The organism is Frankia sp. AiPa1 (assembly GCF_023243075.1).
GTDB lineage: Bacteria > Actinomycetota > Actinomycetes > Frankiales > Frankiaceae > Frankia.
The window spans coordinates 1-15,960 of the sequence record NZ_JALKFZ020000102.1 but is presented as its reverse complement, the minus strand read 5'-3'; the positions used below and the strand labels follow the sequence as shown (position 1 = coordinate 15,960).

Here is a 15,960-nt window from a genome sequence, read left to right as displayed (position 1 = left end):
TAGCCTGACCAGGCACATCACGAGAAAACGCATGTAGGCCGTCCACCTCCGGCATACACGGAAATCATGACAGGCTCGCCCGCCGAGTAACTGCCGCGACCGCCGGAATCGGAGAGGGAACAACATCTTATGCCGCAATCCTCGAGAAGCTGTCGGCCGCAGCCGATGCTGCCACGTGCACTCTTTGTGGCTACGTAGCGTAGCTTACCGCTGCGGACATGGGCATCTCCAGATGATCCGCGGGATTCGAGCGGGCCGGGCGGTGCCTCGCTGACCTGGCGTCGCGCGGATTGCTGGAACGCGGGCTTCGCGCCACCCTGACCCCAACGTGATCTTCTTCTGGGAGAACCTGCTCGGCCTCCCATACGCCGAGCAGGCGACCCGCGGGCGCTGTCCCGGCACCGCTACGGCCAAACTCAGCCCTCAACAGGCAGGCACAGGCCAACGCGGCAGGCGAACCGCCCCCGCCCCCAGCCAACCGCTGACCACCAGCGAGCTCCGTCGCCACGTCCATCTCGGAGACGTCAGCGCCCAGCTGGGACCGGCTCCATCCCCGGCTGACCCGCGCCGTGCGGCCTGGGAAGATCACGTCGGCCAGCGCCGATCCTGGAAGGCACCCTGCTCCGCCTCGTCGTCGATCGGCTGCCCCGTGACCGGAGCCCGAAGCCGCTGTGGCTGTGGTGCTCGGCCACCGGTGCCACCCCGCCCGACGTGGACCGCTGGCGGCAGGCGTTCCCGCGCCGCTTCGACCTCGAGCACACCCTCCATCTGTTCACGCAGACCCTGGGCTGGACCGCCCCCAGGCTGCGCAGCCCTGCCACCGCGGACCGCTGGACCTGGCTCGTCCTGGCCGCCTATACCCAGCCGCGTATTGCCCACCACCTGGTCTCCGACCTGCGCCGCCCCCGGGGAACGGCCCGCCCGGCCCGGCCGGCTGACTCCGGCTCGTGTCCGCCGCGGGTTCCGCACCATCCGCCCGAAAACCGCCCAGCCGGCCAGCGCGCCGAAACCCAGCCACCCCGGCCCCGGCCGACCCGCCGGAAGCCCCAACCGACGACGCGCGCTCCACCAGCCCGCAGGAAAGATCAAAGAAAAATTAACCGCGGGCCTGAGAGAGGCAGGCAAGTTAAACGACAAGTTTAGGAAACGATGTGGTTGTCCCCATCGATGGTGTAAGAGTGGGCGTACTCCTCGACGGGACTGTTGGCTGCCTCTGCGTAGGCGGCGCGTGCTTCGAGGTCGGCTGCGCTCAGTGGTGGGTGGATCGGTGGTGTCTGCTCGGCGTGCCACAGCTGGATGAGGTGGCGTTCTCCTCGATCGCCAAGACCTGGCTCGTGGTGGTCGACGTGGCAGTGCAACCGGAGGCGTATCCACTGCGGATCGCCGGCGGCGGGTGGGATGACCAGAGGTGCTTCATGGTCGGGCCAGGCATCCACGATGTCGCCCTGGCCGAGGACCCGCACGGCGATGGTGTTGGTGTCGGCGTGCAGGCTGACTTCTTCGACTGGTTCCCAGCCGGTGCTGCTGTCCGGGGGTGGTGGTGTGTCGTGGAGCTGCATGGTCAGGCTCACCGGTCCGGTGTCGGTGGTAGTGAGCACCACGATGCTGCTGGCGCCTGCCGGGCCGCAGCGCCAGCCGTAGGGCATCTCGGTGGGGTAGTCATCGTCCTCGCCGAGGGCGAGCAGGTAGCCGGACTCCTGGACCTCGACGGTCAGGACGACGTCTTTCAACAGCATGACGGGCCTCCTTGCCGGTGCCGCGGTGCCCCGGGTGCCTCGCCGACCGGGGCACCGCGTCTGTCTGCTGGTCAGGCGATAACGTAGAACGGGTCGTGGTCCATCACGTGGAACGCCCGGCGCCAGTTGGTGATCCGGGCTCCCTGGGCGTCATTCTCGCTCCGGTTGACCCAGGTGATCGCACGCTGGTTCGCGGGAAGCGTGGTGCCGCCCTCGTAGGTGGAGGCGAACGGGTACTCGTCGCACGTAGTACGTCCGGCGGTGCGCATGGCCGGCGGAACCGCCAGGTTGCACACGGCGGCCCGGTTCTTGTTCTTCTGCCCGTCGTTGATCATCCAGTGCAGGGCGAGGCCGCCGTTCGGGTTGCCGTACCGTCCGCCCCTGGCACGCAGGCTCCGGATACCCTCGTCGATGCGCGGCAGGCCGATCATGCTGACAGCGGTGGGAGCCTCGGTCATGGCGCAGCCGGAGGTGCCGTAGTAGTTGTCGCACCGGTAGGCGGCCGAACGGTAGGAGAAGCTACCGATGGTGCGGCCGGGACTGGTGAAGGTGTAGGTGTACGTGGTCTGCGTCTTCGCGTTGATCTTTCTCTTGGGGATCGGCGTGGTCCGGTAGGTGACGGTGCCACTGGCCGCGCGGTCCAGGGTGTGGCCCTGCGGGAAACTGACCGTCGCCGTGGTCCCGTTCCCGGCCCGCACGGCCACCCGCACACTGACGCCTGTGGCCTGGCCGGTGATGACAGCCTTGGAAACCTGGAACGTCTCCCGCCAGCTGGTCGAACCCGAACTGAGGGTCATGGCGTGCCTGATCGTGAAGGTCGCCTGGCCGACCCGTACCCTCACGCCACGGACGTCCTTGACGACGTCGACACGCGCGGAGATGTTCTGGCATTCGCTGAACCGATTCTGATTCAGCTCAACAACGCTACAGGTCACCGGACGCTCATTCAACGAAGTCTGCGGCGCCGCCTGGGCGGCGGGCCCAGCGGCTGCCACCAGGCCGAACGCGACGGCAGCAACTCCAATACGTGCGGAAACGCGCATGTTCAAGGTACGCATCCTCCCTGTTTCACGCAATGGTCACCGGCGATTCCACGGCAACGAAAATCACGGTGATCTATCTAGATGAAGAGGAAGACCAGGTGGCAGGAACAGCGAGGTTCCATCACGGGTCCCACGCAAACTCGCCGAGCCCCATCAGCCCCACATGTTTGAACATAGAGAAGCTAACCGAATGCGGAGTGTCATCGTCAAGGGGGTTTTGGATGCGGGACGGCACCTCGATCCACCACGAATGGCTGCTTTCGAGCAAGAATTCCTGGCCAGGAGGAGTGCCAGAAAAAGGCGAGCGCCGGCCGGCATGATTCAACCCACATGCGCTTGACATCAATATTGCCGTTGAACTATGGCAGGGTGCCGGCCGATGTGGAAGACAAATGCCTGCGACGCCTGAGCGATGTAGCAGCCGGCCCTCGTGCCTGGCACGCCGGCCGAGCCATGGATCACTCTGCTAATGATCAAGCTTGGCGGCCGCTATCAACGAAGGCCACCCGACGCGAACGCCCCTGGGGTCACGGCGGGCTAAGCCGGCTGCGGCAGAACGTCGAGCATGCCTGCTCCGCCTGGCTGGCCTCGCACTTCTCTGTCATGGGCCGGGTGCTACCCGATCTGATCGTCGAGGCGCAGGCCACCCTTCAAGCCGTCGACGGCGATGATGATCGTCTGGAGGCTACCCGGCATCTGGTGATGACCTATCGTCTCGCGTCGTCAACCTTGCTGAAGTTCGAGACCACGGACGTGGCCTGGCTCGCGGCTGACCGTGCCATCACCGTGGCCAGCCAGAGCGGTGACACCGTCTGCCTGGCGCGTGCCACCCGCAGCGTCGCCCGCGCTGTGAGTCAGGCCGGCCAGCCCGCCGAAGCCCAGGCTCTTCTTATCTCGATGGCCGATCGCATGGAATCCGCGATCATCGGCGACATCGAACTCACCTCGCTCTACGGCATGCTGATACTGCCAGCTGAGCTTGCCGCCGCAGCCCGCGGCGATGCGGCCACCGCGCTGGCTCTCCACGAGCGGGCCGCCGCGGTAGCGCGTACCTTGCCACCGAACTTCGCGCACCGGGTGACCGCCTTCGGCGTTACCAATGTCGCGTTGCACCGGCTGGCAGCGCTCGTCCGACTCCAGGAAGGAGCCGCCGCCGTCGCGTTCGCCCGCAGCATTGACCCGGCCAGCCTGCACCGGCTGCCGCGAGAGCGCAGAGCGAACTATCTCCTGGATCTCGCCGAAGCCCACCGCCAAGCCGGCCATGCCGGCCGGGCTGCCCGCGTCCTGCTCGATGCAGACCAGCTTGCCCCTGAAGAGGTTCGGTGTCGGCCAGTGGGACAGCGTCTTGTGAGGGATCTTCTTGGGCGTCCTGGTGCGAGTTCGCTTCCCGAGCTGCGCCAGCTGGCCCACCGGATTGGGCTGACCGCGTGAGCGTCTCACCTCGATGTCTGTACGTCGTGGTCTGCGGCGCCGGACCAGCTGGCGAGGTCGGCCGTCTCGTGGAACTGGCACATCGGCGCGGGTGGACGGTGCAGCTCGTCGCCACCGCCGCAGCAGCCACGCACTTCCTGGACGTTCCGGCGCTGCAGCAGCAGACAGGGCGCCCTGTCCGTACTACATACCGCCCGGCCGGCGACCCAGCGACGCTGCCTGATGCTGACGCTGTCATTGTCGCCCCCGCGACCTATAACACGATCAACAAATGGGCGGGGGGGATCGCCGACACCTACCCCCTGAGCGTGCTGGCCGAGCTTACGGGATTGGGGCTGCCCATTGCCGTGCTGCCCTTCGTCAACGAAGCACTCGCGGCGAACAGAATCTTCACGCGCAGCGTCGAAGATCTGCGAGCGGCCGGCATCACCGTCCTGCTCGGACCTGGGGCCTTCGAACCCCACCCACCTCGAACCGGCGGGGACAAGATTGCAACTTTTCCATGGAATCTAGCCTTGGACACAGTGGGTTGACATCCCGGTGCTGGGTGCTTCGATATTTTCCATTATTGCGGCGTTCCCGGGGATACCGTCTCGTCGTCGAAGGACCGCAGGCCCGCGGCAACCCCCTGCCGTAGTCGAGAGGCCGCGGGAGCTATGCGCTGACGTCTCCGAGATGGACGTGGCGACGGAGCTCGTTGGTGGTCAGCGGTTGGCTGCGAGTGAGGGTTGGTTCGCCTGCGGCGTTGGCCTGTGCCTGCCTGTTGAGGGCTGAGTTGGTCGTAGCGGGCGTGCCGGGGTGGCCGAGGGCGTGCCAGAGGTGGGTGGCGAGGGTGGGCATGATCGGGTAGGTGAGCAGTGCGGTGTCGTGGAGCCAGGTGGTGGGTGCGGAGGTGGAGTGCGGGTCGGGGGCCGCGTCGAAGAGCCAGCGGTCGATGTCGCGGGCGGCTTCGGCGAGGTCGACGTGTGCGGGGTGGAGAAGTGCGCGTTGGCGGGTGAGGGCCTGGTGCGCGGCGTCATGGCGGATCGCCGTCGTGGGCTGCTGGCGGGTGTAGCTGTCTGGTGGGGTGCTCAGGACGATGTTGGTCCAGCGGCGTAGCCGGTTGACCTGGTCGACGATGTGGGTGGTGGTGAGGTCGGTGACGTGATGGTCGAGGGGTAGGTGGGCCAGGAGGTAGCGCAGTTCGTCGCTGCTGAGCACGTTGCGGATGTCGTCGATCCAGATGCCGTGCTGCTTGCTGGTGGAGCATTTGCGGCCTTCGAGGTGAAGCATGTGGTTGACGATGGTGTGGTCGAACGGCTGGTAGAGGCCGGTGGCGTCTGCGATGACGTGAGGGGTGAGAAGGCCGGCGATCGAGTTGTCGGTGCCGAACAGGCCGATGGTGGTGATGTCGGACTCGGTGGTGAAGGGGTGCGGCTCGTCCGGGGAGAGAGACGCTGCGTAGTGTTCGGCGGAGTAGAGGCAGTAGGCGTAGTAGGTGTTGGCGAGGACCGAGCCGGCGGGGGCGTGACGGCTGGGAATGCCCCATCCTCCGGGTTGGGTGAGGCGGATGCGCGGCGTCGGGCGGGTGAGGTAGCGGCGGATCGGGGTGAGGAAGGGGTCGGCGAGCCCGGTGCGGGTGAGGGCGGTGAGGACCGTGTTGAGGTCGGTGGGCTGCAGGAACCAGTTTGGGTGGTCGGTCCAGCGGATGGGGTCGTGGTCGAGGCGGGAGTGGGCGTCGAGGAGCTGTTCGGGTTGGAAGTGGTCGCCGCAGGCGGTGCAGGTGTTTCCGCCGCAGGGCTGCTGGCAGGTCGGGCATCGGCCGGCGATCCAGGTGCCGACAAGCGGCTGTCCGGTGCGAGTGTTGACGGGGATGCGTTCGCGGGTGAGGACGGCGCCGCCGGTGGTGGTGAGCTGCTGGTGAAGACGCTCGTGGAACGCGATGTACGGAACGCGGTGGGAGTCGCTGAGCGGGTCGATCCACGTGTCGAGGTGGATGTCGAGTCGGTGCAGGTCGTCGCCGATGCCGCTGTGGAAGTGGGCGCAGGTCTGCTCGGGGGTGCGCCCGGAGGTGAGGCCGTCGGCGAGGACCCAGTTCTCGTAGGCGTCGCTGCCGGTGATGATCGCGGCCTGGTGGCCGTCGCGGCGTAATGCGCGGGCGAGGACGTCGGCGCGTAGGTAGGGGCCGCCGCCGTGGCCGATGTGGAGGCGTCCGTTGGGGGTGGGTTGCATGGGTAGGAGCAGGTGGCGGGTCATGGGCGGGTCCTCCCACAGAGGTGTGCCGCCGGCCGACGCTGCCCGGAGGTGGCGATGCGCCGGGCGGGTCGGCCGGCGGGCGCGGGTCAGCGCACGGTGACCGACTTCGCGAGGCTGCGGGGCTGGTCGATCTCCCGGCCGAGGTGCAGCGCGCAGTAGTAGGCCAGGAGCTGGCCGGCGACAAGCTGGATGATCAGATCGGTGACGATGTTGTCGAGGTAGGGCAGGGCGAGGTAGTCGCTGAACGCGGCGATGTCGTCGGGGTCGGCGTCCTGGGAGCCCAGGCCGATGACCGGGCCGCCGCGGGCGGCGATCTCGCTGACGGCGACGAGGGTCGCGGTGTACTGCTCCTCGGCGGCGTGGGCGGAGGGCAGGAGCGCGACGGTGTAGAAGTCCTCGTCGATCAGGCTGATTGTGCCGTGTTTGAACAGGCCCGCGGGCATGCCCTCGGCGTGCCGGTAGGACACCTCCTTGAATTTAAGGGCGGATTCGCAGGCGGCGGGGAAAAGATGTCCACGGCCGATGAAGAACCAGTCTTCGACGTGGCTGTACTGTTTGGCTATTTCCTGGATGCGGTCCGCCTCGTCGGTGAGGAAACCGCGGATCACCTCGGGTAGGCGGGTAAGTGCGTCGACGTGCTCCTGATACTGATCGGAGTTGAGGGTGCCGTGGTGCTGGCCGGTTTCGAGGGCGAGGCGGGCGAGGAGCACCACCTGGCTGATCGTGGACTTGGTGGACAGCACGCAGATTTCCGGGCCGGATCCCTGCCGGAGCTGGTGGGTGGCCATCCGTTCCTGGGTGCTGTTGGGAACGTTGCAGACGGAGGTGAGGACCGCTCCGGTCGCCAGGGCGGCGCGGCAGATCTCCAGGGTGTCGAACGTCTCCCCGGACTGGCTGATCGCGATCACCGCGTCCCCGGGGCGCAGCAGTGCAAGGTAGCTCGCCTCGTCGGAGGGCAGGGCGATCGCGGAGATCCCGGCGAGCTCGGCGAGGAGGTACTGGCCGATGTGGGCGGCGTAGAAGGCGCTGCCGGCGCCGATGAGATGCGCCGGGCGCGCGGCGCCGGTGGGGATGATGCCGTCGAACTGGTCGGCGGGTAGGTGCAGCGCGGTGCTGATGGCCGCGGGAATGTCATGAATCTCTTTGATCATCCAGTGCGGGAAGGTGCCTTTCTCCGCGGTCTGCTGGTCGGCGAGGGTGACCTGTGGGCGCCTCGCGGCGACGGGCTGGCCGTCGGCGTCGAGGGTGTAGATCTCGGTGCTGGTGGGGGTGAGGCGGACCAGGTCTCCGTCGTCGAGGAAGACGACCTGACCAAGGCCGGTCAGGGCCATCTGGTCGGAGGCGAGCGCGGCCCGTGTGCCGTCATGCCCGGCCACGAGCGGGCTTTTGCGTTTCGTGCCGTAGACGGCGTCCGGGTCGGACAGGGCGATCACGCCCAGGGCGTACTCGCCGGTCAGGGTGCGCGTGGTGCGGGCGAGGGCGTCCAGGACGGTGGCGCCGGCGGCGATGTGACGGCCGATCAGGTGGGCTGCGACCTCACTGTCGGTATCGGACGCGAAGACGACGCCTTCGTGCTCGAGTTGGCGGCGGATCTCATGATGGTTCGCGATCACACCGTTGTGCACGACGGCGACGGTGCCGAGCGCGTCGAGGTGCGGGTGGGCATTGGCCTGGGTGACGCCGCCGTGGGTGGCCCAGCGGGTGTGGGCCAGGGCGAGGGTTGTGTCGGGCAGGGAGTCGAACTCTCCCGCGCGCAGCGCGCGGCCGACCGAGCCGACGTTCTTGTGGACGCTGATCGCCGACTCGTCGCCGTGCAATCCTGCGATACCGTAGGAGTCGTAGCCGCGGTATTCCATTCCCGCGAGCCGTTGGACGGTGTCACGCAGAATGCCGCTGTCTGCTCCTACCATTCCCACGATTCCGCACATGTCGCCGTTGACCTCCCAGAAATCGATCGGCAGCGTACGCTGCGCCGGGCCAGGCTATCGGCCCCGGTCACAGCCGCAGCAGTGGACAGTCACGATTTGATAGGCCGCAAGGAGGCGATCGCGGAGGCGAGGAGCCGTGTGTAGATCGCCGGAGAGGCCAGTGGATCGCCGCTGGCCGCCGTGTCGCCGTAGTAGCCGCGGAGCCGTTCCCACACCACCAGCAGGTCAGCGTGGTTATGTCGGTCAGCCACCGCGGCCAGCAGACGGCGGGAAAGACTGTCGCCTATCGGATGGCCGGGAGGAATCGCGGCGAGCAGGTCCACGACCAGGCTCGTCTCCTCGACCAGCGTCACCGCCGACGTCGGGCCGACGCAGCCGAGCTCGAGATCGACCAGGCGCAGATCCCCACGCCCGGTGACGATCATCCGCCCGGGGTTGCAGATCCCGACCAGAATTCCCTGATCGTGGGCGGTGACCAAGGCCTCGTAGGCGCGCAGTGTGAGACCGTTGAGCAGAGCATCGTCGGTGTCGGGGTCCGCGAGGACATCCCGCAGCGTCCGGCCGGGCAGGTAGTCGTAGTCGACCGCGTCCCGGCCGGGCGCGGCATACAGCGCGACGGCTGGCACACCGACGGCGCGCAGACGGCGGCTGAGCTCCTCCTGCACGGACGGCTCTCGGGCCACCACGGTCAGGCCCGGGTCGGCCGCGCATAACCGTCGCACCGCGGGCTCGGCGATCCGGTCGGGGCGGGCAGGGCGCCGGAGCAGCCAGCCGGCGAGCTCATGCGCGGCGACACGCCCCGCATCCTGGGCCGGTCGGACGCGACGCAGACCGGACTGAACATCCCGGGCATGCCGTCCGATCTCCGCGAGCGCGCCGGCCAGCTCACCGGCGGGCAGGACCAGCGGGGGTTTGAGGATCAGCCGCCGGCCGTGATCAGTAGGCCGGACAAACAGCCCGGCCTGCATGCACGCCGCGGCCAGACGTGCCGTCCACACCTCCCGTAACCGGGTTGCTCGGGGTGCGACTGTGGCGATCAGACCCACCTGGCGAACCTCGAAGCTTCCCGCGGGAAACATCACGCGCAGCAGATCGGCCATCATCGTCGCCCGGTCATCGAGACCGTCGCGCAGCCGGCCGAGCTCGTCGAGCGCGGCCAACGCCGCGGCGCAGGCCACCGGATGTCCCCCGTAGGTGAACTCCGCGTCGTTGTACTGCAGCACTGCCGCCATCTCGGTGCGGCAGACAACCGCCGCCAGCGGGAAGCCGCCTCCCAGCGCCTTGCCCAGGCAGATCAGGTCCGGGCGCACCCACGCCCACTCCGAGGCGAACAGGGCACTGCCCAGCCAGCCACCGAACGTCTGAATCTCATCAAAGATCAGCAGAGTGCCGGTGGCGTCGCAGGCGCGACGCAGCGCGGCGAGATCGCGGCGTAGCTGTTCGATGCCGTCCGCCGGCAGGCCATTGGAGACCATCGCCGGATCGACGATCACCCCGGCCAGATCCTGACGGGACAGCACCAGACGGGCCAGCGCGCTGATCTCGGCCGACTCTGCCGCCACATGGCCGTCGGCGGCGAGGAGCCGGCCCCGGTGGGTCGTGGCCAGGCCAAGGGTGAGGAAGCTCTCGCCGTGCCAGGCCCCCGGCAGATGGCCGATGCGCGTGCGTCGGGTATGCAGCCACGCAATCTTGATCGCGGTCTCCACCGCGTCCGACCCGTTCGTCAGTTTCAGGATCACCGCATTCATGCCCTCGGGCGCGAGATCCGCGAGCCGCCGACTCAACGCGAGGAACGGCTCGGTGCCGAAACGCGACGAGGCGAACTGCACCGCCTGGGCCTGCGCGACGGCCGCCCCGAGGATGGAGGGCAGTCCCTGGCCGAGAGGAAGGTTGAGGGTCTGTCCCGCCAGGTCGGTCACGGTGCGCCCGTCCGCCAGCGTGATTGATGCCCCGTCCGCCGCGACGACCGGCGGATAGACCGGGCGCAACGCCGTCGCCACCGCGTCCACCAGCCTCGGGTTCGTCTCCGTGATGGTCACGCGGCGCCCGTCGCCTGCGTCGGGTGGCGGTGGGCAGCGATCAGGTGGGCGCCGTGGTCGACGATCGCCCGCGCGGAAACCTCACCATGTGCGGCGGCGACGGTCATGTCACGCAGCGCCCGTTGCAGGGGATGCTGCCGGGCCAACAGCGAGGCGTCCCCGTGGCGGTGCAGGAGCCCGCAGACCTCGAGGGCAATCTCGGTGACGTAGCGAGCCACCGCGCGCAGCCGCGCCTGCGACCCGGCCGCCACCTGCCCGGTCGTGCGCGCCTCGTCCCACACGGCCGCCACTGTGGTCCACCCCAGCGCCCGCGCCGCCTGAAGTCGCAGCTCCGATTCGGCGACAGCACCCGCGACGCCGTCGGTTGCCCTCAGCGCCGCGGTGTGCTCAATGAATCGGTCCAGAACCGTGCGGGCCACCCCAAGAGCAAACCCGGTGTGTTTGATCGCCGCTCTTCGGAACGAGAAGTGCGGCGCGCCCCGCATCGGTGCGTTCGGGGGATACGCCCACACCCGATGCCAGGGAACCAGCACCTCCTCGACCGCGTAGTCGAAGGTTCCCGTGCCGGCCAGCCCCGCCGCGTCCCACGACTCGTCGACCACACGGACCTGTGCCATCGGTACTGCCGCCGCGAGCACCCCAGCCCCCGGAAAGGCACTGGCGGGTTCGCGTACGGTTCCGATCGCCACGACCCAGTCGGCATGCGCGACACCCGTCCCGAAGGGCCACCGACCCGAGACCAGCAGGCCGTCACGTGCCGGCCGGTGCACGTTCCCGAACGGACGCTCCTGGAAAGCGAACAGCGGCAGCGGCCGACCCGCAGGGAAAACCTCGCCCAGCGCCTCGTCGGGAATCATCGACGCCGCCCGCCCGGTGCTACCCGCCGTCGCCCAGAACGACCAACCGGTGGAGGGGTCGATGGCCGATACCGCCTCGATCAGTTCCAGCTCCGTCAGGGGGTCGACCTGGTCACCACCGACCTCGCGCGGTGCCAAAACCCCGAAAAGCCCGGATGTCCGCAACGCCCGCACCGACGTCTCGGTCAGACGCCGATCACGTTCGCTGTCGTCCGTGCCCGCGGCCAGAATCGCCGCGTGATCCGCCACGGTCGCTAGCAGCCTGTGCCGTGCGGGGCTTCGCCCCACACCATCCACCAACCCATCGGAAAACATGTTCTCCCTCATCGATATGGAACATCCGAACCTTGCGAATCCATGGGATGTCACAACACGACATCTCATGGGAAACCGCAGCGACGCGGGCTTCGGTGACCTTTCCGCTCCGGTGGTATCACGGTCCCACAGACATCGGGATCGCGGTTATTTCTTGGTTTTTCTCGTATTGCCCTTATTGCCTGCGGGGTGCATGCTGGACCGACGCGAGGAAGGGAGAAGCACGTCGATGGCACGGCCACGTAGCACCCCGATCCGCAACCAGCAGCTCGCCACCCACATCCGTGCGACCGGCCTCACCTACGACTCCATCGCGGCGGCCATCAACCGCGTCAGCCTCGAAGACGGCACCGCGTTACGCACCACCGGCGCCTCCCTGGCCAAATGGCTCAACGGCGTGACGCCGCAGGCCACGACCATCGCCACCGCCGTCGAGGCGTTCTCCCGCCTGCTCAACCGACCATTTCGGCCCGCGGACCTGGGTTGGCCGGAAACCGCCGCCATCAGGCCGGACAATCCCTGGGACGGCGACGCCGTCGCCTGGATCGTCCAACTCGGGAGCGATGACATGCTCGACCGGCGAAGTGCCCTCACCGCGGGTGTCTACTCACTGGCCGCCGCCGCCAGCGGAGCCGCACCTCCGACAATCGCGATCAACCAGGGTCCGACTCTGGGCGCGGGTCAGGCCGACGTGGCACGCATCCGCCACATGACCCGCTTCTTCGCCGACCTCGACGACCTCCACGGCGGGGGCCACGCCCGCACCTCTGTCGCCGCCTACCTCGCCCGGGATGTCGCACCACTCCTACACCGAACGACCGGCCGCGCCCGCCCCGACCTGTTCGGCGCCGCGGCCGAACTCGCCTACCTCGCCGGCTGGAAAGCGGCCGACGACGGAGCGGCCGGGCGCGCCCAGCGCTACTACGTCCAGGCGCTGCGCATGGCCGACGAAGCCGGTGACCCGCTGCTACGAGCCAGCGTCCTGCGATCCATGGCCGTCCAGGCCCTCGAACTCGGCCACGCCAACACCGGACTCGCGCTCGCCCAGGCCGCGACCCGCAGCATCCCCCGAAACGCCCCGCTGATCACCCGCGCCTGGATCACCGGCCTCGCCGCCGAGGCAACCGCCGCCGCCCACGGTGCCCCCCGCCACGCCCACGACCTCCTACGCGACACCGAGACCTACCTCGACCGTGCAGACCCCCCCTCCGACACCCACCTGATCGGCAGGTACCACCGGCCCGCGTTCGACCATCAGATCGGCCTTACCCTCCAACAGCTCGGCGACCTACCCGGCGCCGAAAACCATCTCGCTGCCTCCTTCGGCGCACGAGCATCAGGCGAGCGGCGCAGCCGCGCACTCATCGGCACCCGCCTCGCGGACGTCCAACTCCGCCGCCGCCGCCCCGACGCGGCAGCCCACACCGTGCTCGCCCTCACCGACGACCTCACCACCGTGTCGTCCACCCGCGTCCACCACACCCTCACCAGCATCCGAACCCACTGGCGCCCCTACCTCAGCGACCCCACCGTCGCCGCCGCCGACAAGCTCATCGCCACCGTCACCACCCTGTGACCTCTCCTACTCATGAGCGATCATCGAGCGTCGCGGCGTCGCCCAGATCGGTGCTGCGCCGATCACGTGTACGCACCGTGATACCGCTGCATCTCCCCCGCCCGGTCGCGACTTCCCACAACCGCACCGACCCGCCTCCGCCGACGCTGCCGCCGTAACGGCCGGGCGTGCGCGTGCACCGCCAACGCCGTGTCCAGACCACGGCGGGCACGGCCGGTCAGCCAGTGGAAGCCCTCGATGCGGTCGAGGATGCTCTTCACCCCGTGCGGACCTGCGCGTCACCCAACGCCCGCGGCGCCGGTGCCGGCAGTCGCAGCAGCTCTACCCGTGCGGTGGGGTCGCCGTGTGTCAGCAGCCCGGTCAGGGCGTGCACGGCGGTCCAGGTGAAAGAACGCCGACAGGTGGGACAGGTGGTTATTCACCGTCTCCGGTGCCATCAGCTGGATCCGGCCGTCGGCCAGGGTCGGTACCGGGCTGGCCGCGAGATCCCGCCAGCCGGTCACCTCCCGGGTCGACGTGCTTGTCGGCAACCCGCCATGGCTGGCCTACCGGTTCATGCGGTGCCGGAGGCGACCAAGGCCGACTTCCGGGCGATGACCGACGACCGCGGCTTCTGGGCCGGCGCGGCGGTCGCCACCCACCAGGATCCCCCGCCTGTTCGTGGCCCGCGCCACCGAGCTCTACCTCAAGACCAGCGGAAAGTTCGAATTTGTGCTGCCCCTGGCCACGCTGTCGCGGCGCCAGTTCGCCGGCTTCCGAACCGGCAAATGGAGCACACCCTCCGACAGCGTCGTCGCGGCCTTCGACGCGGCCTGGAACCTGCACGCGGTCAAACCGTCGTTCTTCCCGGTCCCTGCCTGCGTCCTGTTCGGCCATCGTGCCCCGGTCGATCCGAAGCCGCTGGCCACATCCGCGCAGTCCTGGTCGGGCCGCCTGGCGGATAGGGGGCAGATCGTCGGCGCGGACCGCGGTGATCCAGTCGGTGACCGTGGTATTGGTGAGGCGGGTGAGCAGGTGCGCGAACGCGCCGACGTGTTGGGTAAGCGCGTCGAGTTCGGGCGGCAGGCGCGAACAGCGCACGGCCCTGCCCGAAGCCTCTGTGCCCTCCGCTGAAGGCCATCTCTCGCGCGAGACATCCCATAACCCCTTCCACGTACCGATCTCTTCGGGCACGCAGCTCGGTAGCCACAGCGAAGACGTGTGGGCCGCCCGGCGGCGCGTTGACATCGACCGTCACCAGACATTCATCCCTGCGCGGCAAGGGCAGCGGCGTGACACGTCGGACGCGGCCGGCGAGGTCAGGGATCCGCGGTGGCCCGCACACCCACGAACCCCGCACGGTCGGCCATCATCACCCGAGCCCCGACAGCAGCGACGGCCTTGCGGACCGCCTCGCGATCTGCGGCCCGGCACGCGTCGGTCACCGGCCACGGGCTCGTCAGGGACGGTCTGGCTCCGACGCCGGACGTACGACACGCGTCCCCGGTAAGTCGTCATCCTCCACCTCGATCCGAGCATGACGCAGATCCCACCACGCGTCAGGAAGCCCGGCGTTTCTCAAACCCAGGCGAAGCCATTCCATGCCCACCCCGAACCCGGACTCGACGCCGACAGCCTGAATATACATCTCAATATCGAGGAAAGTTATTCCTGGACCCTCGCGACTTTCGTCGATAGAACACTCACGTCGCCCACCTTGGTGTTCCAGGCCATGAAACTCGTCCATGATCCTGCCGACTGCATCGAACAGGTCCGTCTCTCCTCCTGTGGTGATAACCATGATTCCCGCGTCCATGTGGAACCTCACCCCCGCTCCCATTCCCCTTCGCACACGTGTTCCGGCCGAACCATTTCCGAAGATTCATGAGCGTCCTGCCCCCCGAAGGGGTCAGAGGAACCGACTTGCTAACCCATCCGCACGGGCAGTAACAGCGGAAGTACCCCTTGCGCTTCACCACCCTCCAACCCCTTGCTTCCAGGTCTCGCAAGAGCTGCTCAAAATCCTTGTCCTGATGGCTGACCCGCCCCACGGTGACGTTCACCCCTTCGCGATCACGTCCGGAGACCTTGCTGCCGCCTGCAGCTACCAGCCGAGCAGCCCGAGACCCCAGCCAACCAAGCAGAACTCACGAACCCGAAGGAGCACGACGAAACAGACCCACCGCGGACTACTATGCCGACGCCCGCAGCTCTCGGCCATAGTCAGGTGATGTAGCCTTAAATGATCTACGAGGTGGGGTGATGGGAAGCGTGTGGACCGCAGCAAGGCTAACCGTTCACCCTTGCTAGGCACCCGTGCAATAGCAGCGCAGTGTGCGCGCTCCGTGCAAAACCGGTCAAAAATGCGCTCCCCGCACCGGCCATCCAGAGCAACGCCGCGGGTCTACCTCCTCCGTGGCAGCCACGCCGAGCTGCCACGGCACGGGCACGCATCCCGGACACACGCCCGTGTACACAACCGGGCCATCGTCAGCTGCCCAGAGCGGCCGGCACCGAAAGGAAGATCAATACGGGGCCTCGTCAAAATCTTCGAAGTCGGCCCCGGACCAGACCGGCGACGCGGTCCGCTCCGGCAAGATCGGCCCGGCCCGGGGAAGCCCCTTGCTGAGCTTCAGGTCGGAACGCTTGCCAACCGGCTTGCCCGCGCCCTGTCACCGTCGGCGCCAGCATGGAGATCAATTCGGGGAAAAGATTGTGGGCGATTCGCTTGGTCTCACAGTCAGCTGAGCCTGGATGCACCGTCCGATTTGCCCGGTGATCGGCGTGGTGAACAAGAAAGTGCCCTCTGACCTGGGACGAT

At 68.0% G+C, this 15,960-nt stretch carries 11 protein-coding genes and 1 pseudogene; 5 read left to right on the top strand and 7 right to left on the bottom strand.

Annotated features, from left to right (window positions below):
• Positions 1-527 precede the first annotated feature (527 nt).
• Positions 528-1,102, top strand: a pseudogene (locus MXD95_RS28465) (NF041680 family putative transposase); the annotation flags it as partial.
• Positions 1,103-1,139: 37 nt separating this feature from the next.
• Here MXD95_RS28465 and MXD95_RS08390 read toward each other — a convergent pair.
• Positions 1,140-1,736 (bottom strand): hypothetical protein, encoded by a 597-nt coding sequence (locus tag MXD95_RS08390; RefSeq protein ID WP_250639979.1) that lies wholly within the window; start codon positions 1,734-1,736, stop codon positions 1,140-1,142.
• A gap of 71 nt (positions 1,737-1,807) precedes the next feature.
• A complete protein-coding gene (locus MXD95_RS08385) occupies positions 1,808-2,671 on the bottom strand; it encodes a NucA/NucB deoxyribonuclease domain-containing protein (protein ID WP_250639978.1) in 864 nt (287 codons plus the stop codon).
• A gap of 438 nt (positions 2,672-3,109) precedes the next feature.
• Between MXD95_RS08385 and MXD95_RS08380 the strand changes: the two genes are divergently transcribed.
• Together MXD95_RS08380 and MXD95_RS08375 are read left to right on the top strand one after the other, a co-directional pair.
• Positions 3,110-4,210, top strand: coding sequence for a hypothetical protein (locus MXD95_RS08380; protein ID WP_250639977.1), 1,101 nt, complete (start codon positions 3,110-3,112; stop codon positions 4,208-4,210).
• Positions 4,207-4,743, top strand: a complete 537-nt coding sequence (locus MXD95_RS08375) for a flavoprotein (RefSeq protein ID WP_250639976.1) — start codon at positions 4,207-4,209, stop codon at positions 4,741-4,743. The genes MXD95_RS08380 and MXD95_RS08375 overlap by 4 nt, the downstream gene beginning before the upstream one ends.
• A 121-nt stretch (positions 4,744-4,864) precedes the next feature.
• Here MXD95_RS08375 and MXD95_RS08370 read toward each other — a convergent pair whose 3' ends face one another.
• From MXD95_RS08370 to MXD95_RS08355, 4 genes are all read right to left on the bottom strand, one after another.
• On the bottom strand, positions 4,865-6,445 hold the full coding sequence (locus tag MXD95_RS08370; protein ID WP_250639975.1) for a class I tRNA ligase family protein: 1,581 nt from the start codon (positions 6,443-6,445) through the stop codon (positions 4,865-4,867).
• An 86-nt stretch (positions 6,446-6,531) separates the two neighbouring features.
• Entirely contained in the window at positions 6,532-8,373 is a 1,842-nt protein-coding gene (glmS, locus tag MXD95_RS08365) for a glutamine--fructose-6-phosphate transaminase (isomerizing) (RefSeq protein WP_285223563.1), read from the bottom strand.
• 89 nt (positions 8,374-8,462) lie between these two features.
• Positions 8,463-10,412 carry an aminotransferase class III-fold pyridoxal phosphate-dependent enzyme gene (locus tag MXD95_RS08360; RefSeq protein ID WP_250639973.1) on the bottom strand — a complete coding sequence of 650 codons (1,950 nt, stop codon included), beginning with the start codon at positions 10,410-10,412 and terminating at the stop codon, positions 8,463-8,465.
• Positions 10,409-11,518, bottom strand: a complete 1,110-nt coding sequence (locus tag MXD95_RS08355; RefSeq protein WP_250639972.1) for an acyl-CoA dehydrogenase family protein — start codon at positions 11,516-11,518, stop codon at positions 10,409-10,411. Before MXD95_RS08355 ends, MXD95_RS08360 begins: the two co-directional genes overlap by 4 nt.
• Before the next feature lie 295 nt (positions 11,519-11,813).
• On the opposite strand from MXD95_RS08355, the gene MXD95_RS08350 reads away from it, so the two are divergent.
• The gene (locus MXD95_RS08350) at positions 11,814-13,160 is read left to right on the top strand and encodes an NsdA family TPR-like regulatory protein (RefSeq protein WP_250639971.1); all 1,347 of its coding nucleotides are present in this window, start codon (positions 11,814-11,816) and stop codon (positions 13,158-13,160) included.
• 660 nt (positions 13,161-13,820) lie between these two features.
• Positions 13,821-14,273, top strand: a complete 453-nt coding sequence (locus MXD95_RS08345; RefSeq protein WP_250639970.1) for a hypothetical protein — start codon at positions 13,821-13,823, stop codon at positions 14,271-14,273.
• Between the two features lie 325 nt (positions 14,274-14,598).
• On the opposite strand, the gene MXD95_RS08340 is transcribed toward MXD95_RS08345, so the two are convergent.
• Positions 14,599-14,955, bottom strand: a complete 357-nt coding sequence (locus MXD95_RS08340; protein WP_250639969.1) for a hypothetical protein — start codon at positions 14,953-14,955, stop codon at positions 14,599-14,601.
• Positions 14,956-15,960 lie beyond the last annotated feature (1,005 nt).